The organism is Streptomyces sp. DSM 116795 (assembly GCF_055792905.1).
Genome location: NZ_CM147707.1, coordinates 6,435,576 through 6,455,813, shown reverse-complemented (window position 1 = coordinate 6,455,813; position 20,238 = coordinate 6,435,576). Strand labels below are relative to the sequence as shown.

The window sequence follows — 20,238 nt, the reverse complement described above, 5'->3', positions numbered from 1 at the left end:
GCCCTGCGCCGCTGACAGCCCGGGCTGCGGGAAGCGTCCACTGGCCACGGTCCTCAATGGCCGGTGACCCTGGTCGTCGACTGGGCGACTTGGCGTTCGTAGTGGACCGGGATGGAGCCAGTAGTTGTGACTGCCGAGCTGCGAGCCGGGGAGAAATTGGAGAGCACCCGTCGTGGACCTCCCGCCCGGCTTGGCGGAGTTCGCCCACTGCCAGGCCCGGAAAGGGAGACAGCTCGACGGCGGGTCGCTGCGGACTGGCGACCGGACCGCGCCGACGATGAGGTGGGAGTGTTCAGCCGCTTCCGCGGCCTCCTAACCGCCGACCATCTCGTCGATCACGTCCGCGAGCGGGCAGCACGGTGTTGCCGGCCCGCAAATTCCCTCGGGGAGCGTCACCTGTCGGGAACTATCGCGAGGGTGCCACGACGGCGACCACATCGATCTCGACGAGCATGCCTTCGAGAGCAAGTGCGGGCACGGGGATCAGCGTCATCGCGGGCTTGTCGTCTCCCCACACGCGAGCGACCTCCTCGGTCATCACGCGGAACTTCTCACGGTCGTGATCCACGATCAGTAGGTTGATCTTGGCGATGTCACGCAGAGTAGCGCCGGCCGCGGCGAGCACGGTCTCCGTGTTAGTGACCGCCTGTGCGAACTGCTCGCGGAAGTCGTTCGACAGGCGGGTGTCCTCGGTCTCGCCGCCCTGACCGGCGGGCGTGATGATCCGCCAGCCAGCCGGGAACTCGGACAAATGCGAGTATCCGTTCGGCCTTGGGTCATATAGTCCTGGTGGATTCGTGAACGTAAGTGACTGGATTTCGCGTACGGCTGACATCGCCGGCTCCTCTCCCGTCTCGAATAACGGGTGGTCTCTTGCCTGATCGCCTGGTCCGGCAGCTCGGCTTCCAGCGTCCGCAATATTCGTGCCGCCCAGTGGTGTTCGCTCCAACCCTGCCGCACAACGAGAAGCAGGCAGGTCTCGACACCGAGCACCAGGTAGATCAGATTGCACTGCTGTACGCGGACACCCGCACGGCCCAACCCGGACCGCCCAAGAGCCTGGAGAGCACGGGAGTTGGTGAGACCGTAGACATCCGTGCCATCGATGAGGGTGCCGTTGAAGGTGAGGCGGTCGACGGTGGCTGCGCCATAGGCCCACGGGCTGCGAGGAGGGCAAGGATGGCCGACAGGTTCAACCCGGCGGGGATGTGGCAGCCGAATGGTCGTGCCTTCTCTCAGGGGGTTGCCCAGGGGGAAGGTGTGGTTGTCCACGTCACGGGCCAAGTGGCCTGGGACGAATTCGACAACGTCGTCGGCGTCGGGGATCCCGAGGCACAGATGGAGAAGGCTGTCGAGAACGTCCGAACGGTCCTCGCCGACGTCGGCGGGACGCTCGGCGATATCGTCTCCATGACGATCTACTTCCTCGACCGCGCCGATCTACCCGTGATCCAACGTGTCCGAGCCCGCCACTTCGACATCGACAGTGCACCGGCCAGCATCCTGATCCAGGTCCCCGGCCTGGTAGTTCCCGAATTCCTCGTCGAACTCGTCCCCATCGCCGTGGTACCGCACAGCAGGTTCATCCGCCGACACTGATCTCCGCGACTGGAACAGCAGTGGTCCGCCAGGGGCTGGGCTGCCGGCTGGTGGCCTCCACCAGCAAGGTGTCCGGGATGTTGATGCGTGCCGTGACGTACGTGACCGGCGAAAGCGCGAAGACGGCGCCCGCGACGATCCCCGCCCGCAGGCCCATCCAGCGGCGCACCGCGCTGAACAACAGCGGCACGGTCGCCGCCGCTGCCAGCATCTGCGGCAGCAGCAGGACCCACTCATGGAAGCCGAGCGTCCGGACGAACAGCGCCTGGAGTCACCGCGCTCCCGGCAGCTTGTCGACCGTGAGCGAGCAGGTAATCGACGAACCCCAACGCCCGTGGGGCTAATGACCTCCGCCTACACGGCGTGGCTGCAAACTCCCCTCTGGAGAGTTTCACTCTGGGGGCCTGTGCGGATGATCTGGCTCGGTTGCTCGATGCCCTGGCCCTCGACAGTGCTCACGTAGTTCTCTTCTCCCTGGGCGGCGCCGTGGCGCAGGTCTTCGCACTTCGGCACCCCGCGCGGGTCAGCGCGCTGGGCCTGGTGTGCACCATGGCCGCCAGCGACGGCTCGGCCTATCTCGACAGGGCCCGCACCGCGGAACTCCAAGGAATGGAGGCGCAAGTTGTCCCGACGATGCAGAGGTGGTTCAACACGCCAGCCCTGGCAGAGAATCGGTGGGCCGTACGGTACGCACGCGAACAGATCCGCCGAGTGCCACCTGAGCGCTGGGCACGCTACTGGCGAGGCCTCAACCAAGTGCACACGCTTGACCGACTCGGCGAAATCACGCCCGCGCTGTTCTCGCGGTCCGCGATGAGTTTCAGAGGCCGGCCGAGTCTGTCCTACTGCCGACGAGAAGGAGCGACGATGTGACCGCACCTGAAGTCTTGATGAAAGGAGTCGTGTTCGGTGAGTCACCACGCTGGCACGACGGGCGAGTATGGTTCTCCGACTGGGGCGCGAACCAGGTGATTGCGCTCGGCACCGACGGCAGCCACGAGGTGGTCGCGACTGTCCCGTCGTTCCCGATGTGCATCGACTTCCTCCCCGACGGCCGGCTGCTGGTCGTGGATTCGGCACAGCGACGGCTGCTGCGCCGTGAGCCTGACGGATCGCTGATCCCGCATGCCGACCTCTCCGGGGTCTCCGCGAAGCCATGGAACGACATCGTGGTCGACGACCACGGAAACGCCTACGTGAACACCATCGGCTTCGACTTTCCCGGCGGCGAGTTCGCCCCAGGTCTGGTCGTCCTCGTCACACCGGACGGCAACGTCAGTGAGGTCGCGGACAACGTCGCGTTCCCGAACGGGATGGCGATCGCACCGGACGGCGGGACACTGATCGTCGCCGAGTCCTACGGCAACCAGCTCACCGCCTATGACATCCGGGAGGATGGCGACCTCGGCAACCGGCGGGTGTGGGCGGAGACGCCCGGCGACCACCCGGACGGGATCTGCATCGATGCCCAGGGCGCTGTCTGGTACGCGGACGTCGGCAACCAGCACTGTGTGCGTGTGCGCGAGGGGGGTCAGGTGCTTGCCACGGTCGACCTGGACCGGGGTGCCTTCGCCTGCACGCTCAGCCGTGGGGACGACCCGCACTTGTACGTCGTCGGACAGAACTGGGAGGGATCCGAGTCCTCGGAACCCAGCGGCCGGGTCGTGGCGTTCCCAGCACCCGCACCAGGCGCCGGGAAGCCCTGACTCCAGTCATGGATACGCCCGCTCCCTCCGGTACGCCACCGCCGGGGATCGACATCAAACGTTCCTGGACCCCTATGGGTCTCATAGATGTCATCGTTCGAGCCGTCGCCGCTGATGGCCCCAACCACTGACATCTGCGACGTGCTCGCGCTAGCGAAGCCTGAGTAACACCCATCTGTTGGACTCCTATTCGCGCCTGACTTCCCGTCAATTCAGCAGGGCTGTAGAGCTCTTGAGACGGTGGCGGTGTGTTGCTCGCATCGATGTTGGGGCCTCCGTGTCCCCTGCATCTAGCACCGGCGGTGGCGGTAGCCCCTCCGGTTCGCCGCCTCGCCCCTGAGCGCCGCCAACGTGTAGCCCCCGCGCCAGCAACCGCGGCCGCACGGTACCTACATCGCGGTGCCGGCGGAGGCTCCACCAGCCGCCCCAGTCGCGTTGAGGACCGCGAAGCAGCCGAACAGCGTGACCCGCAGCGTGACGAGGACCGCCGGCACCAGGGCGCTGCCGATCAGCGCGGTCCCACCGTGCAGCACCCCGCTCAGCACGTACCGGCGGAGTCGGTCGCCGGCGGGCGGCATGCCAGGTCAGGCGCCGTACACCACCGCTGAAGCTGCCCGCGAGCAGTGTCATTCAGGGCTGTTCCGGCGGATACGCCGTGGGCTCGCCATGCTCCGGCGCGGACCCGGCCCGCCGGACGCCGGTCCTCCTCCCGAAGCGGGGCCACGCCTGCCACCGACGTCACCTCACCCGTGCCGGTCGGCGGCCAACTCCCGCTCGCAAGGGCCGTTTTCGCGAGCGCGGAACCCGCGCCCGCGGCCCCTGGCCAGGGAGGTCACCGGGAGGAGAACAGATCGGAGCTGACGAACCTGTTGACAGTTTCTGTTTTGTGAACCTAGCGTAAAACACTAGTCGTCTAGACATTTTGGCCTGACGGGCCCGACACGGAGGTGACCATGGCGTCGCAGACTTCGCCCCTGAAGGAGGCCCGCTTCGAGCTGGTCGAGATCCCCGAGCCCATGGGCCCCGTCGAGGTGACGGTGGACCGGCGCAAGGTCCTCGACTACGCGTACTGCGAGGACGACTTCGGGTCCTGGTACTTCGGGGAGTCTCCCTTCGCCGGGCCCGTGGGCCACCCCCTCGTGCTGGCCAACGACCTGCTGTTCCTGTTCTACGAGAACTACGACGGCAACACCGCGCAGGGTCTGCACACCCACGAGCACCTCACCTTCCACTCGCCGGTGGCGGTCGGCGAGACCGTGACCGTCGAAGGCGCCTACACGGAGAAGTACCAGCGGCGCGGCCAGGGCTATGTCGTCCTCGAGGCGGAAGCGCGCGGGTCCGACGGGCGCCTGCTCGTGCGGCACGTCGGCAAGGAGATCATGCGCACGGTCGCCGGCGAGGTCGTCGGGCAGCGCCGCGCGGCCGGACACCAGCGGGCCCGCACAGTGCTCGGCACCGTGGACCGCGGCGTTCCCCTGCTGGACCGCGCGCGGCTCGACGCCCCCGAGAGGGCCGCCGTCCCCACGCGCACGACGGTCTTCACCCAGGACCAGATGTCGGTGTTCTCGTGGGCCGGACGCGGATACGCGAACGTGCACACCCACCGGGAGAAGGCCGGCGCCGCCGGGCTCGACCGCACGATCGTGCAGGCCCAGCAGCAGACCGGCTTCATCGTCTCCAACCTCGTCGAGGTCTTCGGGAAGAGCTTCTTCACATCCGGCGAGCTCGACCTGCGCTTCGTCTCACCCGTCTTCGTCGGGGACGAGCTGACCACGAGCGGCGCGGTCTCTGGCGTCAGCGGCGACCGTCTGGAGCTGGAGGTCTGGGTCGACAAGGCCGACGGAACCCGCAGCGCCCTCGGCTGGGCGTCCGCGCGCGTCGACGGCGATCCCGCGCGCCCCACCCGGCTGGTGTGACCTGAGCGCTCCCGCACCCGCCGCCCACCACTCACATCGAGTCACATCGAGATCGACAACGGAGTCACCCATGCCAGAAACAACCACCGCCGGGCCGTCCGGCGGGCGGGAGCGGGCCGCGCTCGCCAAGCGCGCCGCTGTCGCCAGCCTCGTCGGCACAGCGGTCGAGTGGTACGACTACTTCATCTTCGGCACCGCGTCGGCCCTCGTCCTCGGCCAGTTGTTCTTCCCGAACGAAGAGGACCCGATCATCGGCACCCTGTCAGCGTTCGCGGTGTTCGGCGTCGGCTTCGTCGCCAGCCCGGTCGGCGGCATCGTCTTCGGGCACTTCGGGGACAAGTTCGGGCGGAAGGCGGCCCTGGTCACGACCCTGATGATGATGGGTGTATCGACCTTCCTCATCGGGCTCCTGCCCACCACCGCGCACATCGGCATATGGGCACCCGTCCTGCTCGTAGTGCTGCGGCTCGTCCAGGGCTTCGCCGTCGGCGGCGAATGGGGAGGCGCCTCGCTGGTGGCCGTCGAGTACGCGCCGGAACACAAGCGGGGTGCTTACGGCAGCGCCCCGCAGATCGGCAACGCCGTGGGGCTGGTGCTGTCCACGAGCATCTTCGCGCTGGTCTCCCTGCTGCCGGAGGACGAACTCCTCGGGTGGGGCTGGCGCGTTCCCTTTCTCTTCAGCGCGGTGCTGATCGCGGTCGGCCTGTTCATCCGCTTCAAGCTCACCGAGACGCCGGCGTTCCGTGCCGCCCAGGAGCGGCTGGAGGAACAGGTCGCCGACGCGAAGGTGAAGGAGAAGATGCCGATCGCCGAGCTGTTCAGGCGGTTCAAGCGGCCGCTGCTGCTGGCCATGGGCATGAGGCTCGGCGAGGCAGTCTTCGGCTACATCATCCTCACCATCGGTCTGACCTTCGCGACCAACTACACCGACGTCCCCCGCACGGACGTGCTTGTCGCCAGCACCGTCGCGGCCGCGGCCGCCATCTACACGTACTACTTCTTCGGAAAGCTCTCCGACCGGATCGGCAGGCGCACCGTCTTCGTCATCGGCGCTGTGACGGGCCTGGTGGTCACCTTCCCCTTCTTCTGGATCCTCCAGGCCGACGCCGTCGTGCTCACGTACGTGATCTACACCGTGGCCTACGCGATCGGGGTGGGAGCCCTCTACGGCGTCGAACCGGCCTTCTTCTCCGAGCTGTTCAGCACGAAGGTGCGCTACACGGGCGTGTCGATGGCGGCGCAGATTCCCAGCATCCTCATCGGTCTGTGGCCGCTCGCCTCCACGGCGCTGCTCGCGGCGACCGACGGCGCTCCCTGGCCGATCGCTCTGATCACGGTGGGGTCCCTCCTCATCGCCCTGGTCTGCGCGCTGCTCGCGCCGGAGACCCGCAAGGTGGACATGGACCGCGTCGGCGAGAGCCGGGACACGGACCGGTCCGGCGAGCCGGAGGCGGTGGCCCCGTGACCCGCACTCCCCCGCGCCCGTGGCGCGACCTGACCGATCCCCGCCGTACCGCCGCGGCCGACGTACTCGAAGAGGGCCTGAAGGAACCGGAGTTCGAGAACCTGAGCATCCCCGAGGAGCTCGGGACCGTGCGGGTCCTCGTGGACGACCACAAGATCAAGCGGTTCGCGTTCACGCAGGACGACCACTCGCCCTGGCATCTGCGGGAGAGTCCGTTCGGCGGGAAGCGGATCGCTCACGCCGCGCTCCTCGGCAACGACCTCGTCCAGCTCTTCACCCTCGTCTACGCCGCCAGCAAGGTCGTCGGCTACCACACCGAGGAGCAGATGTGGTTCGACAGTCCGGCCGTGCTGGACGAGGCCGTCACGCTCACCGGGACGTACACCGAGGCCTACCGGCGCCGCGGCCAGGGCTACGTCGTCATGGAGGCGCGGGCCACCGGCGAGGACGGGCGGAGCATCGTCCGGCACCGGGGCGTGGAGATCCTCAAGACCGACCCGGGCGCCATCGGAGGCCGGGGATCGGCGAGCCCCGTGCGCCGGGTGACCGGCGAGGTCGCCGAGGACGCGCGGGTCGTCGCCACCGTCGACTCCGGTGTGCGCGTGGGCGACGTGCTCGCTCCGCTGCACAAGACGATCACGTCTGAGCAGGCCGCCGTCTTCAGCCGCGTCGGCGAGTACGTACGCAACATCCACAACGACATCGGCGTCGCCCGCGACGGCGGTTTGCGTGTGCCGATCGTGCAGGGACAGCAGCAGTTCGGCGTACTGGCCCAGCTGCTCAGCCTGCGGTTCGGGCGGGCCTTCTTCACTTCCGGGTGGCTACGGGTGAAGTTCCTGGCCCCCCTGGATGTGTTCGAACCGTTCCTCGCGACCGGCGTGGTCACGGCGGTCGCCCCGGCCGACTCGGGTCTCCGCATCGACTTGGAGGTCTGGGTCCGGCGGGAGTCGGACGGCCGGCTGATGACGGCCGGCTGGGCCTGCGCGACCGTTCCCGCGTCCTGACCGGACGCATCGACAGAAAGCGAATCACCGAAAGATGAGTACATCCAAGACCGGCGGTCAGGTCGTCGTCGACATGCTGCGCTCCTTCGGCGTCGAGTACGTCTTCGGCGTCGTGGGCGGCCAGACCCTCGCGATCACCGACGCGATCATCGACACCCCCGGCATCGAACTCGTCCACACCCGCCACGAGAACGCCGCGGCCGTGATGATGGACGCCTACGGCAGACTGACCGGCAGACCGGCCGCCTGCATAGCGACGACCGGTCCCGGCACGACCAACCTGCTCACCGGCGTGGGCGGTGCCTACCGGGACTCCAGCCCTGGCTTCGTACTCACCTGCAACAACAACGGCGAGAACATCCACAAGGACGACGCGCAGAACGCCGACCACGTGGAACTGGTCAAGCCCCTGGTGAAGTTCTCGCGACTCGTCGCACACGGCTCCTCGATCAAACAGGCCATGGAGGAGGCCTACGTCAACGCACTCACCGGCAACCCCGGGCCGGTGCACCTCGACTTCGCCCGCGACACGATCGAGGGCCGCCTCGAGAACCCGCCCGCGATACCCGCGACGCATCCCAGCCGGCAGTGGGTCACCGAGCGCCCGTCCGCCACGGCGGCCGTACTGGCCCGCGCCGCGGAGCGTGTGCTGAGTGCGCAGCGGCCGGTCATCTGGCTCGGAAACGGCGGCAATCGGGCACGCGCGAGCGAGGACGTACTCGCCCTCGCCGAGGCCCTGGCCATCCCGGTCGTCACCACCTTCAACGGCATCGGATCCGTACCGACCACGCATCCGCTGGTGTTCGGGGCGGCCAGCCGCATGGGCACCGCCCTCTCCAGCAGGGTGCTCGACGAGGCCGACCTGGTGCTCGCGCTCGGCAACAGCCTCAACGCCGTCTCGACCACCCGCTGGCGGCGCTCCCTGCCCGACATCGTCCAGGTCGACGTCGAGCCGGCGATGATCGGGCGCTACTACTCCCAGATCACCGAAGGTGTGGTGAGCGACCTCGCCTCCTTCGCCCGCGGCCTCGTGACCGCCCTCGGTGAACGCGCCGCCGACGCCCGGGAAATGCGGGCGGAGTGGCTGGCCTCGCTGGAGAAGGCACGCGCCGCGTGGTGGCAGGGAACCGAGGTGGCGGACGCCGGCGCCGAGAGGGCCCTCTCCCCCGCCGACATCGTGCGCTCCCTACGCGAAGTGGCGCCCGAGGAGACCCTGTTGATCCCGGACGCCGGCAACCCCGGCGTCTGGTCCTTCCTCTGGGAGATCCAGCAGCCGAACAGCTACATCAAGCCCGTCGGCTTCGGGAACATGGGATTCGCGCTGCCCTCTGCCATCGCCGCCTCCCTCATCGACCCCGCACGTCCCGTCCTCGCCCTCATCGGGGACGGCTCCCTGGCCATGAGCATGGGCGAGTTGGAGACACTCGCCCGGGTCGGCGGCAACGTCTGCGTCGTCGTCCTCAACGACTCCAGCTACGGAAACATCCGCCAGGAACAGGAGTTGCACTTCGGCGGCCGCACCATCGGCGTCGACTTCGGACCCGTCGACTTCGCCATGGCCGCCCTCGCGATGGGCGTCGACGGAGCGAGCGTCGGCAGCCTGCCGACACTGCGGCAGCGTGTGACCGACGCCTTCGCGGCCGGCAGGCCCAAGGTGCTGGACGTACAGATCGACCGCGACGCGAACGCGTGGACGTACCCGGCGTTCGTGGCCCGGCAGCAGGAAGAGGAGGCGTGAGGGACATGGCCGACGGAACGGCGGCGTCGCCGCTCGCGGGCGTGAAGGTGCTCGACCTGTCGCGGTTCATCGCGGGCCCGCTGTGCTCGCAGATCCTGGCCGACTTCGGGGCCGAGGTCGTCAAGATCGAGCGGCCGGGCGGCGAGGACTCCCGCCATCACGGGCCGTACCACGAGGACGAGAGCATCTACATGTTCCTGTACCACCGGAACAAGTACGACGCGGCACTCGACACCCGCCACCCCGAGGCGCTCGGAATCCTGGAGCGCCTCATCGAGTGGTCCGACGTCGTCGTGGAGAACTACCGCCCGGGGACCATCGAGAAGATGGGCATCGGGTACGAGCGGATGAAGGAGCTCAACCCCGACGTCATACTGGTCTCCATCTCCGGTTTCGGGCAGACGGGCCCGGACTCGCACCGGGCACTCTTCGACGCGATCTCCCAGGCGTCCTCCGGGCTGATGAGCATGACCGGTGAGCCCGGCGGCAAGCCCACCCTCAGCGGCACTTACATCGCCGACTACACCACCGGGTACCAGGGCGCTATCGGCGCGCTGATGGCGATCCTGCACCGTGAACGGACCGGCGAGGGGCAGCTGGTGGACGTCGCCTCGTTCGACACGATGTTCTCCGCCCTGGGCATCCGCCTCATCTCCGAGTTGATGCTCGGGCAGAGCATGCCGCGCAGCGGGTCGCGCGACCTGCTGACCGCACCGGTCAACGTCTATGAGGCCGCGGACGGCCCCGTCTACATCCAGGCCGGAACCGCGTCGCTGTTCTCGAAGATCTGCGCAGTGATGGAACGCCCCGACCTGGCCGAGGACACCCGCTTCGCCGGCGTCGACGGCAGAATGGCCCAACAGGAGTACCTGGAGGGCGAGATCGGCGCGTGGGCGTCATCGCGCACCGTGGCCGAGATCGCGAACGTACTCGAGGAGGCCGGAGTGCCCTACGCGAAGGTCGCCGACGTCGCCGAGGTCGCACGGTCACCGCAGATCGCGGCCCGCGGAATGATCGTCGAGGCGGAGCATCCCGAACTCGGTACGATCCGCATGCCCGGCAACCCGATCAAGATGGAGAAGACCCCGCCCATGGTCCGCAAGGCACCGCCCCGAGTCGGCGAGGACAACGACCACGTGTACCGGGGCATACTCGGACTGACCGCCGAGGAGACGGCGGGGCTGCGGGAGTCGGGGGCGATCCGGCCGTGACGCGCGCCCCCCGATACCAGGTGATCTACAACGACCTAGTCGAGCAGATCCAGTCCGGCGCGCTGGCGCCCGCCGCACAACTGCCGGGCGAGACCGATCTCGCCCGGCAGTACGGGGTCAGTCGGATGACGGTGCGTCAGGCGCTGGACCTCCTGGACTCGGACCAGTTCGTCGTACGACGGCAAGGCAGCGGAACCTTCGTCAGCGAGAACGCCAAGCACGGCCGGCGGCTGAACCGGCTGCGCTCGTTCGCGGACGAGATCGCGAGCACCAGCAGTGCGGTCACCTCACGCGTCGTACGGGCCGAGACGGAGAAGGCTGACGCCGACGTCGCCGACCGGTTCGGCGTCGCCGAGGGCGACCTGGCCAACCACATCACGCGGGTGCGGCTGATCGACGGCTGCGCCGCCGCCCTGCAGGACGCCTGGATTCCCTACGCTGTCGCGCCCTCGCTGTGCCGGGAACCGCTGCTCGACGGCTCCCTCTACCGCACACTCAGCGAGCGCTTCGGCGTCCAACTGCGCTACGCAGACCAGTCCATGACCGCGGCACTGCTGACGGACGGGCAGGCCGCACTCCTCGAGGCAGAACCGGGCGGAGCCGTGCTGGAGGCCCGCCGTACGACCTTCGACGCGACAGGGGGCATCGTCGAGCTCACGACGAGCTGGACTCTGCCGCAGTTCCCGTTCCTGCTGCGGATAGACGCCGAATGAGCACAGGCACACGCGTCGTCGCGGTCGACGTCGGCACCTCCGCGGTCCGCGCCGCCGTCGTGGACATCGACGGACATGTTCTGGCCACTCACCACCTTTCCCGCGGGTGCGATCCGGGCGGAGAGACCTTCGATCCCGCCGCGCTGCACCGTGACGTACTGACCGCGCTGAAGGGCGTCTCCTCCACCGGTGAAGACCCCTCCGCACTGGCGATCGCCGCCCACATCGGCACCGTCATCGTGGACGAGAGCCTCAAGCCCGAAGCCCGCGGCGGCGGTTGGTCGGATACCCGCGGCGTACGGACGCTCACGGAACTCGGCGAGACGACCCTCCGGCGGATCCTGAGTGCCTCCGGCCGGCCCTCTCCTGCCGGAGGCGCGCTGGCCCGCCTCCTGGAAACGGACGCGGAGCGCGCCGCGTCGGTGCGTGCGGTGCTCTCCCCGAAGGACTTCCTCGTCGCCCAGCTCACCGGGGAGGTGGCCTCCGATGCCATCAGCGCCGCCTACACCCTGGCGTCCGACGTGCGCAGCCGCTCCTGGAACACCGCCCTGCTGGACGAGCTGGGCCTGGACCCCGCGGTGTTCGCGCCACAGACCGAGCCGGCGTCCGTGGTCGGCACGCTCACCAGTCAGGCCGCCGCCGCCACTGATCTGCCCGCGGGGCTTCCCGTCGTGGCCGGCGGGCCTGACGGTTCCGTCGGTATCGGGCTGCTCCTGGGCACTTCCGAGGACGCCATCGCCGATGTCGCCGGAACCACGGACGTCGTCGGACGATTGTTGCCCTCCCCCGACGAGGCACCCCACGGCGCTGTTCTCAACCCCTCGGTACTGCCGGGCCGGTTCGTCGCCGGCGGGGCAAGCGGACTGACCGGCGGAGCGGTCGCCCAGTGGCGGTCCCTGGTGGGCGACGTCAAGGACCAGCGGATCGCGGCTGTGCCGCCGGGATCCGATGGGCTGACGATCCTGCCCGCCATGACGGGCGCGCGATTTCCACGCTGGCGGCCCGCCTCCCGCGGAGCGGTGTTCGGACAGCAACCCGGCCACGGCCCGGCTCACCTGCTGCATGCCGCACAGGAAGGGGCCGCCTTCACCGTGCGCGAAGGGCTGGACCAGCTCGACCCCACAGGACGGCTTCCAGTCGTCCTCGCCGGCGGTTCCGCCCGCAGCACGCACCTGGCACACCTGCGCGCCGACGCCTTCGCCCGTCCCCTGCTCATCTCACCGGAGCCGGACGTCACCCTGCTCGGCGCCGCCGCGCTGGCTCTCCTCGGCTCCGGTACGGCCACGGACCTGGACGCTCTGCGCTCCCGCCTCATCGGCACCATGCGCGAACTCCTCCCCGACGAGGCGCGTGCGGCCCAGTACACCCGGCTCTACTCACGCTGGCGCGAACTGCACGACGCAGTGGACCAGGCAGACGCCACCGACGGCTGACCCGCGTGCCGCTCCGGCATCCCCCACACTCCTTGGCCGCCGTGCATCCACTCGTCGAAGACGCACGGTCCTTGTCCCGACGACGCGGTGCTGGCGAAGGGCCTCGGCGATTTCGGAATTCAGCGTGATAGTCCGAGCGCCCGTGCCTGTCTTGGGGCCGTCTTCGTATGCCTCTCAGCTGTCCATTCGCTTGACACGTACGCCTCTTGACGCGGTACGGCTCAGAGGAAACCCGGCCCCGTTGCAGGGGAGCGAGGCGTCTGGGCGTGATCGGCACGGCAGTTGACGTGGTGGTGATCGGCGAGGGCCCGCCCGGGACGCCGTACGGGAGATCAGCCGCCGGCTCAGCTGATGACAGGACTGCGGCGCTCGACGAGTACGACGTCGCGCCACGTGCCGTGCAGTTGGCCGGCTCGCTCGCGGGTGCCGATGACGCGGAACCCGGCGACTGCGGTGGAGAGCGAGACTGGCGGTGTTCTCGGGGAAGACGCCGGACTGGACGGTCCAGAGACCGGCGCTCTCCGTGGAAGCGACGAGCGCGTCCAGCAGAGCGCGGGCGATACCGCGGCCACGTGCTGTGGGATGGACGTAGACGGAGTGTTCGACGACTCCGGCGTACACCTCACGTGGGGAGGTGGGGGCGACAGCGGCCCAGCGCCTCCCCCGTCGCGTCGTCGACGGCGACGTAGCGGTGCAGGGGCAGCTTCGCCGCGTCGAAGGCCTCCCAGGCGGGGGCGGCCGTCTCGAACGTCGCGTCCCCTTCGTCGATCCCGGTCCGGTGGAGCGCCAGCACCGCGCCGCATCCTGCGCGCGATCAGGCGTTCTCCCTGCTTCGTGGCCCGCCCGCGTAACCGGCGTTTGTCCGACCTGGCACAGGCGATTGTGGACGGGGCCGAGCGCGGCTTCCTGTCATGCCGGACAACTTGTCCCACTGAACGGCCCGGAAGCGGCGGCGAGTTCTCCGCTCCGCGCCGGCTGGGAATGGACATGGTGACGGGGGGAGACGGTGATCGTGGACGAACACGGCGACGAGCCAGGGGTCGCCGTCCGCGTAGCCGAGCAGCGCCGCCGCGATGAACGGCGAGAACCCCGCGAGCGCGGCGCCGATCTCGCGGGAGGCCGCGAGCCCGGTGTAGCGCCCGACTTGGGCGTGTTGTCGAGGGGGACGCCGGTCAGCCGGTCAGCGCCGCGGGCGGCACGCAGGGGCACTCAGAGGTCGCCGCCGCCCTCCAAGAGGGCCAGGTCGGACTTGACGAGGGACGTGGTCACAAGGAGTTCGGTGATCAGGTTGTGGTTGAGGGCGTTGCCGACGGGCTGGGGGACTTCGTCTTCCATGAGCCCGGACACCGAGCCACTGAGCCTCGTCCGTACGCCGGCGACGACGCGTGCGGCCCGCTGCTTGCTCCAGGTCTCCGCCGGGCGCAGATCCGCCAGTTCGGCCGCGACCTCCGCCCAGGGAAGAGGCTGCGGCATGGGGTCATTGCGCAGATAACGCTGGGCGAGGCAGATCAGGACCAGCTTCTCGGTCGCGGTCAGGTCCCACACATCGCCCTCGTGCGTGGCGGCCTCGCGCAGACCGCCATCCCCTGCCCCGGGCGTCGGTGTGGCGACCCGCACCTCCAGCAAGTGCTCCCGTTTCGGGGCGACGATGAACAGCGGGGTGAACCCGGACCGGAGCTCGACCCGGTCACCGCCCAGCACCAGGCGTGCCCCCGGGAGCCGGATCGGCAGGCGCCCGGTGTTGTTCAGCACCCACCGCGAGTGCTCCCGCGTGAAGTAGCCCTGCTTGCGGCTGACGTGCGTGTCGTCCGGCGCGACACAGACATGGACTTCCGGTTCGTTGCGGCCGAACACGAGGGGGAAGGCGGCGTCGGGGGCCATGCTCATGCCGCCGTTGACGCCCATGACGAACAGGGTGCCGGGCTGCGTGGGTGGAATGCCGCGAGACAGGCTTCCGTAATCCTCCGGCAGCAGGTTGACCTTGCTCGGTGGCCGCGGCGGCGACAGTGTCATCGGCTCTGCCTCCTCGTCCCGGTTGCTCGGGGCCACGCTAGCCACTTCCGGACGAGTGACGTCCCGGATCGGACCGATCAGGCCGATCAGGCCGCCCCCATCCTGCTGGGTGGGCCGTGGCCTTCCCCTTTGCCGGCATGACGTCACCCCAAGCTTCCGAACTCGTACGCGGGGAAGGCCCGCTGCCGCCCGGAGGGGAGGGCGGCAGCGGGACGGCGGCTACGGTGCCGGAGCCGGTTCGGGCGCGGGCGGGGGTTCCGGCGCGGGCTCCGGCGCCGGCTCCGGAGCTGGGCCCTCCTGCTCGGGCGCGGGCTCCGGCTCCGGAGCGGGGGCTTCCTCCTCGGGCGCGGGCTGCGGCTCCGGCGCAGGTTCCGGAGCAGGAGCTTCCTCCTCGGGCGCAGGAGGCGCGGGGGCTTCGTCCTCAGGGGCAGGAGGCGTGGGGGCCTCCTCCTCGGGCGCGGGCTCCGGCTCCGGCGCAGGTTCCGGAGCAGGAGCTTCCTCCTCGGGCGCCGGAGGTGCGGGGGCTTCGTCCTCAGGGGCAGGAGGCGTGGGGGCTTCCTCCTCGGGCGCGGGCTCCGGCTCGGGAGCAGGGGCTTCCTCCTCAGGCGCAGGCGCAGGCGGAGCGGGCGCTTCATCTGCAGGTGTCGGAGGAGCGGGAGCCTCCTCGGGCGCCGGAGGTGCGGGAGCCTCCCCCTCAGGCCCGGGCGGAGCCGGAGGCGGCGGGGCAGGCGCAGGCGGAGCTTCCTCCCCTGGGGCGGGCGGAGCCGGGACCTCGCCCTCGGACGCCGGAGGTGCGGGGGCCTCACCCTCGGGCGCAGGCGGAGCGGGAGGCTCAGGCGCCGGTGCAGGCGCAGGCGGAGCCTCGCCCTCAGGCGCTGGGGGTACTGGCGGAGCGGGAGCTTCAAGTGCAGGCGCCGGTGGTGCGGGGACCTCACCCTCGGGTGCAGGCGGCGGAAGTGGAGCAGGGGCTCCGGTCGGCGGGGCAGGAGCAGGGGCCCCGGGCGGCGGGGCAGGAGCAGGAGGCGGCGCCTGCGCGCCCTCTGCCTCCTCCGCACGCACCAGCCCCGAAGGTGACGAACCAGACGGCGCCGCCAGCGGCCCCCAGAGGTCCTCAAGGGGCAGATTGCCCACCAAGCCGTCGTTGACCGGTCCACCGACATACGTGGGTGGGCTACTCGCCGGGTCGGGGAGGTCCATCAGCGCGTGCTCGTTCCACTGCTCGATGGACCTCCGCTCCTCAGGGCTGGTGGTCGACTCAAGGTACTCATTCGCGTTGTACAGGCCGCCTGCAGCACCGGCGATGGGTCCAGCCAGCTTTGATGCCAGGCTCTTTGCAGGGAGTTTGCCGTCTGGTCCGGGAACCGGGCGGGCATTCTCTGGGTCCCTGAAACCCCCGATGGTTTCCGCGGCCCGATCGGCATAGAAGAAGCCGGTGTAGGCACCGTCGAAGGTGCGCCCCGCGAAGTCACCCCAGTTGAACTCCGCAGGCGGTGGCTCCGGCGCAGCCGGAGGCGGCGTCTGAGCCTGCTCCGCTTCCGCCTCCTCCGCACGCGCCAGCTCCGAAGGTGACGAACCAGGCTCCGCCGACGGCGGCGCCTGAGCCGGAGCACCGCCATCAGGAGCCGGAGCCCCCGGAGCGGGAGCACCGCTCTCGAGTGCAGGTGCGGCACCGTCTTCGCTTCCAGGTGCGACGCCGTCGGCAGAATCCGGAGCCTCACCCACGGGCGGAGCCGGAGGCTCACCCTCCCCCTCAGGCGGCGCGGCCCTGTCCGCGGAAGGGATGTCCGGCACGGGCGTACCTGCAGCGGGCGTTTCTGGAGTCGCGTCCGGAGTCGCGCTGGTCTCCGCTCCGGGCTGCGGCGCCGCCGCCCATGCTCCGGAACTGGCGTCGTACAGGCCTTCCTCGGCGTCGGAGTCGTCAGAGTCCTCGGAGTCGTCGCCTGAGTCCTCGTCGGCATCGTCGTCGGACTGCTCAGCGAGGCCCGGCAGTTCCGCAGTCGGTACTCCGGAGTCCTCGCTCACGTCACCGGTGTCCGGGTCCTCGTCGCTGTCGGACTCCTCATCCGAGTCGTCGGAGTCCTGCGATACGGGGGCCGGAAGCGTCCGCGGGCCCGCGGCGCGGTCAGCGGCCGGATCGAGCGATGGACCTGCCCGCAGCCCCCGTTGAATCCGATGCAACGCCTCCTCGTCCACCCCGGCGGCACGCAGCCGCTCTGCGATGCGCTCTCGGGCCTCCTGCTCGAGCGATGGCTGCCCGGAACGCGGGAAGTCCGCATCCGCGCGGTGCGCCGACGCCGCGTCGCTCGACTGCTGCTGATAGCGCGGCTGTTGCCGTTCCTGCTGACGCTGCTGCAGCTCCGGCTGCTCCTGCTGATACTGCTGCAGCTCCGGCTGCTCTTGCTGCTGCTGCACGGTCGCAGCCTGCGCCTGGCCAGGAGCGAAGACCGCCGGCAGCAGCCACGCACCGAACCCCAGCGCCCCGGTCACCACCGCCGTACGTACCAACTGGCGGTCCCACAGCGGCTTCGCGTGCCACTCCGACCGCGGCTGGGGGCACCTGCCGGCGCCGCCAGGGGGAGAGAACTCCGACTGCGCCGCCTTCGACGGCGCACCGCGATCGCCGGCACCGACCGTGCCCGACGCAACGGCGTCCACCAACTCACGTACCGTGGCCGCCGGCACCTCGATCACCGCACCTCCCCGTTGGCGCGAAGGAGCCCTCGTCAGCTCAGGCGGCACCGCGACGTACGTGACCCGCCCGAGGCAGGCCAGTTCCTCCTCGACGTCGACGATCAGCAACGTGGCTGCCGACAACTCCACACCGGTGCGCTGCCGATCCCACCAGGCCCGCAGCCGCCTCGCCGTCCCCCGCGCGGCGAGCTCGTCCCCGAACATCGGCGGTACGAGCACCGGCACGTCCGCGCCGGCCTCGGCGAACCGCGACCGCATCCCCACGGCGACGGCGTCGGCCAGTTGAGGGTCTCTGACCAGCACCAGGCAGGCATGACCCGCGTGATCACCCGGCGAACCGGAGCGTGCTTTCGCCTGCGGGAATCGGCCAGTTGGATCCGGGATTCTCCGTAGATGCATGCTTGGCGCCTCCTCACGGCAGGACGAAGCCGCCGCCCGTTCACCCCTGGACATGGCACGACAAAGTCCTGGTCTGTTGGTGCGCGGTGACGCTAGGGGACGTCGCCCGGGACCGGTCTCAACTTGCCGGTAACCGAGCGACGGCCGGACCACCGCAGCCCCACTCCTGGCCGTCTGCCGCCAACAAGTGGGTGGTCACGGGCCGTTGGCGTTCGAGGCCCTTGCGTGGGACCTGGAGACGACCGACCATGACCGTCGACGCGGCCGGATCGCTGATCCGGCACACAGAGCATTCGTCTCGTCACCGCGTGACCGCCTGACCGCGTGCCGCAGTAGCCGCGTGACTCGCGAAGGAGACGCCTGAACCGGCGTAAGTCGAACGGGGGAAGACCGATGGATTGCGCACGCCTGTCTGATGCCGAACTGCTCCGTCTCACACGGGTGGTCGGAGGGCCGTTTGCCGCTGCGCTCGATGAGCTGGAGCGGCGCCACTTCCCTGCCGTACGGGCCTTCGCATCCGCAGGCACCGTGAGCGAGACGGCCGCCGGCGAGCTGGCGCACCAGTCGTGGGATGAGGCGCTGCGGCAGCAGGAGGACGGCAGTGCCAGTGGTGCCGTACGCCCCTACGCCCTCGCTGCGGTGCTCCGTACGGCTTCCTGCTGGGCGCGCGAGGGCCAACGGAGCGCGTTGAACCCGGAGTTGTGCAGCTGGATCGAGACGAACGGGCTGGTGGCGCTTGAGGACGCCGCGACACCGGAATCCCACCCCGGCTCACTCGGGGCGCGCGCCTTCGGCGGTCTTCCGGACCGCAGCCAGGCGGTTCTGTGGCACGAGACGGTCGAGCGCGACGACAGTGCGCTGACGGCCAAGTTGGCCGGTGCCGGCTCCGGTGAGGTGCCCGCGCTCACCGTCCGTGCACGGAGGGGTCTGCACAACTCGTACGTCCAGATCCACCAGAACGGGATGCGGGACGACTGCCGCCGATTCCACCGCATGGTGCTCGCCTACGCGGACGAGAGGTCCTCGGACGTCGTCGCGGAACTCGCCCCGCACTTGGAGAGTTGCGACCGCTGTTCCCAGGCCGTCACCGACCTCGTGAGTGTGCAGGACGACTGCGGTTCACTGCTGGCGCGGGCACTGCTGCCGTGGGGCGGTCCGGAGTACGCCGCCCGCCGCATGAGGGAAGACACCGGCCAGGAGCTCTTCGTGCCCGGGGCCGGTGTGCCGACCGCGGGCGCTGCTGCGACCGGCAGTACGGCGACCGGCGACCGCCGGCCTGAGGGCCCGACAACCGGGCCCGTGGTGTCCGAACCCCCGGTGTCCGAAGCCCTGGCGACCAAGCTCTGGGCCACCCGAAGCCCGGCGAGCGGCAGGCCTCGGCCTGCGGTACCCGGCGCGGCGGGCGCCAGTGCACGCATGACCCGCCGGCGGCGCACCGATCTCTTCGTGCGGTGTACGGCTGCCGCCGCGCTGTGCGGTGTCGCGGCCGTCGTCGTTCCGGGGTTCGCAGGAGACGACCCCCCGAAGGGGAAACCGCAGAGCAAGGAGTCGGGACCGCCTGTGCAGCCCTCGTCTTCGCCTTCCACAACGCCCTCCCCTTCCAGTACTTCGGCCAGCGCGACGGCCTCTCCCTCGAAGAAGCCCGACCCGCCGTCGAAGCCCAGCAGGGAACGGCCCCCCTCGCCGCCCGCTGACGGCTCGGCAGTGGAGTGGCTCTTCGACCAGGTCGGCGGCGGGATCACTCCGGACACCTCGGGCAACGACAAGGACGGCACTCTCTTCGGCGCGACCCCTGCGAGCAGCGTGACGGGCGGAGCGCTGCGCTTCGACGGGGGCCAATTCGTGGCGTCGAAGGGTCCGTTGGTCGACACGAGCAGCAGCTTCTCCGTATCGGCACGGATCAAGCTGAAGGACACGGACCGCTCGCAGACGGTGGTGAGTCAGGACGGATCGGAGTCCAGCGGCTTCCTGCTCCAGTACGACGCGGAAGAGTCGCAGTGGGAGATGCGAATTCCGGAAGGACCCTCGGACGACGTGGATGCGGACGCGGACGAGGCGGTCTCGGATGTGGAGGTCGAGGCGGAGGAATGGACGCATCTGACGGGTGTTTACGACGAGGCCGCCGGAAAGGTCCGCCTGTACGTCGACGGCCGCCCCGGTGAATCGGTCGACCACGAAGAGGACTTCGCGTCACCGGGGAACTTCGTCGTGGGCCGCGGGCTGGGAGACAACGAGTTCTTCAGGGGTGTCGACGGAACCATCGACGATGTCCGGGCATTCGGCAAGGCCGTCTCACCGGCGGAGGCCGGGTCCCTGGCAGAGAGGTCATGAACATCCCGGCCCGGCTGCT

The 20,238-nt window shown here is 69.7% G+C and carries 15 protein-coding genes and 2 pseudogenes; 12 read left to right on the top strand and 5 right to left on the bottom strand.

Translation table 11 applies throughout. From position 1 onward, the window contains the following. Positions 1-406: 406 nt before the first annotated feature. Positions 407-751 (bottom strand): RidA family protein, encoded by a 345-nt coding sequence (locus ACSMXX_RS27940; RefSeq protein WP_473181435.1) that lies wholly within the window; start codon positions 749-751, stop codon positions 407-409. 185 nt (positions 752-936) lie between these two features. On the opposite strand from ACSMXX_RS27940, the gene ACSMXX_RS27935 reads away from it, so the two are divergent. After that, a complete protein-coding gene (locus tag ACSMXX_RS27935) occupies positions 937-1,599 on the top strand; it encodes a RidA family protein (RefSeq protein ID WP_473181434.1) in 663 nt (220 codons plus the stop codon). On the opposite strand, the gene ACSMXX_RS27930 is transcribed toward ACSMXX_RS27935, so the two are convergent. Then, positions 1,583-1,861: a glycosyltransferase family 39 protein gene (locus ACSMXX_RS27930; protein ID WP_473185014.1), complete on the bottom strand. Its 279-nt coding sequence runs from the start codon at positions 1,859-1,861 to the stop codon at positions 1,583-1,585. The genes ACSMXX_RS27935 and ACSMXX_RS27930 overlap by 17 nt on opposite strands. Positions 1,862-1,956: 95 nt before the next feature. Here ACSMXX_RS27930 and ACSMXX_RS27925 point away from each other — a divergent pair. Beyond that, a pseudogene (locus tag ACSMXX_RS27925) lies at positions 1,957-2,472 on the top strand (alpha/beta fold hydrolase); the annotation flags it as partial. Positions 2,473-2,501: 29 nt separating this feature from the next. Continuing rightward, the gene (locus ACSMXX_RS27920; RefSeq protein ID WP_473181433.1) at positions 2,502-3,305 is read left to right on the top strand and encodes an SMP-30/gluconolactonase/LRE family protein; all 804 of its coding nucleotides are present in this window, start codon (positions 2,502-2,504) and stop codon (positions 3,303-3,305) included. A gap of 389 nt (positions 3,306-3,694) precedes the next feature. On the opposite strand, the gene ACSMXX_RS27915 is transcribed toward ACSMXX_RS27920, so the two are convergent. Further along, complete coding sequence (locus ACSMXX_RS27915) at positions 3,695-3,838, bottom strand: hypothetical protein (protein ID WP_473181432.1); 144 nt, start codon at positions 3,836-3,838, stop codon at positions 3,695-3,697. 420 nt (positions 3,839-4,258) lie between these two features. On the opposite strand from ACSMXX_RS27915, the gene ACSMXX_RS27910 reads away from it, so the two are divergent. The 7 genes from ACSMXX_RS27910 (at position 4,259) to ACSMXX_RS27880 (ending at position 12,785) form a co-directional block, all read left to right on the top strand. Continuing rightward, positions 4,259-5,221, top strand: coding sequence for a MaoC/PaaZ C-terminal domain-containing protein (locus ACSMXX_RS27910; RefSeq protein ID WP_473181431.1), 963 nt, complete (start codon positions 4,259-4,261; stop codon positions 5,219-5,221). A gap of 70 nt (positions 5,222-5,291) precedes the next feature. Continuing rightward, the gene (locus tag ACSMXX_RS27905) at positions 5,292-6,686 is read left to right on the top strand and encodes an MFS transporter (protein ID WP_473181430.1); all 1,395 of its coding nucleotides are present in this window, start codon (positions 5,292-5,294) and stop codon (positions 6,684-6,686) included. Beyond that, on the top strand, positions 6,683-7,690 hold the full coding sequence (locus tag ACSMXX_RS27900; RefSeq protein WP_473181429.1) for a hypothetical protein: 1,008 nt from the start codon (positions 6,683-6,685) through the stop codon (positions 7,688-7,690). Before ACSMXX_RS27905 ends, ACSMXX_RS27900 begins: the two co-directional genes overlap by 4 nt. Before the next feature lie 34 nt (positions 7,691-7,724). Continuing rightward, positions 7,725-9,428, top strand: a complete 1,704-nt coding sequence (locus tag ACSMXX_RS27895) for a thiamine pyrophosphate-binding protein (protein WP_473181428.1) — start codon at positions 7,725-7,727, stop codon at positions 9,426-9,428. A gap of 5 nt (positions 9,429-9,433) precedes the next feature. Beyond that, positions 9,434-10,639, top strand: coding sequence for a CaiB/BaiF CoA transferase family protein (locus ACSMXX_RS27890; protein WP_473181427.1), 1,206 nt, complete (start codon positions 9,434-9,436; stop codon positions 10,637-10,639). Beyond that, positions 10,636-11,352, top strand: coding sequence for a GntR family transcriptional regulator (locus tag ACSMXX_RS27885; RefSeq protein WP_473181426.1), 717 nt, complete (start codon positions 10,636-10,638; stop codon positions 11,350-11,352). Before ACSMXX_RS27890 ends, ACSMXX_RS27885 begins: the two co-directional genes overlap by 4 nt. Beyond that, on the top strand, positions 11,349-12,785 hold the full coding sequence (locus ACSMXX_RS27880) for a xylulokinase (RefSeq protein WP_473181425.1): 1,437 nt from the start codon (positions 11,349-11,351) through the stop codon (positions 12,783-12,785). Before ACSMXX_RS27885 ends, ACSMXX_RS27880 begins: the two co-directional genes overlap by 4 nt. A 344-nt stretch (positions 12,786-13,129) precedes the next feature. Here the strand turns inward: ACSMXX_RS27880 and ACSMXX_RS27875 are convergent. Next, positions 13,130-13,578: pseudogene (locus ACSMXX_RS27875) on the bottom strand (GNAT family N-acetyltransferase). A 416-nt stretch (positions 13,579-13,994) separates the two neighbouring features. Then, positions 13,995-14,798: a hypothetical protein gene (locus tag ACSMXX_RS27870; RefSeq protein ID WP_473181424.1), complete on the bottom strand. Its 804-nt coding sequence runs from the start codon at positions 14,796-14,798 to the stop codon at positions 13,995-13,997. A 2,632-nt stretch (positions 14,799-17,430) separates the two neighbouring features. On the opposite strand from ACSMXX_RS27870, the gene ACSMXX_RS27865 reads away from it, so the two are divergent. Both ACSMXX_RS27865 and ACSMXX_RS27860 read left to right on the top strand, forming a co-directional pair. Beyond that, entirely contained in the window at positions 17,431-17,775 is a 345-nt protein-coding gene (locus tag ACSMXX_RS27865) for a hypothetical protein (protein WP_473181423.1), read from the top strand. A gap of 506 nt (positions 17,776-18,281) precedes the next feature. Then, entirely contained in the window at positions 18,282-20,219 is a 1,938-nt protein-coding gene (locus tag ACSMXX_RS27860) for a LamG domain-containing protein (RefSeq protein ID WP_473181422.1), read from the top strand. Positions 20,220-20,238: the final 19 nt, after the last annotated feature.

Bases quoted from the DNA above. Each gene is read 5' to 3' on its own strand.
- ACSMXX_RS27910 (WP_473181431.1), top strand. From the start codon at position 4,259: ATGGCGTCGCAGACTTCGCCCCTGAAGGAGGCCCGCTTCGAGCTGGTC.
- ACSMXX_RS27905 (WP_473181430.1), top strand. From the start codon at position 5,292: ATGCCAGAAACAACCACCGCCGGGCCGTCCGGCGGGCGGGAGCGGGCC.
- ACSMXX_RS27895 (WP_473181428.1), top strand. From the start codon at position 7,725: ATGAGTACATCCAAGACCGGCGGTCAGGTCGTCGTCGACATGCTGCGC.
- ACSMXX_RS27890 (WP_473181427.1), top strand. From the start codon at position 9,434: ATGGCCGACGGAACGGCGGCGTCGCCGCTCGCGGGCGTGAAGGTGCTC.
- ACSMXX_RS27880 (WP_473181425.1), top strand. From the start codon at position 11,349: ATGAGCACAGGCACACGCGTCGTCGCGGTCGACGTCGGCACCTCCGCG.
- ACSMXX_RS27870 (WP_473181424.1), bottom strand. From the start codon at position 14,798: ATGACACTGTCGCCGCCGCGGCCACCGAGCAAGGTCAACCTGCTGCCG.
- ACSMXX_RS27860 (WP_473181422.1), top strand. From the start codon at position 18,282: ATGGATTGCGCACGCCTGTCTGATGCCGAACTGCTCCGTCTCACACGG.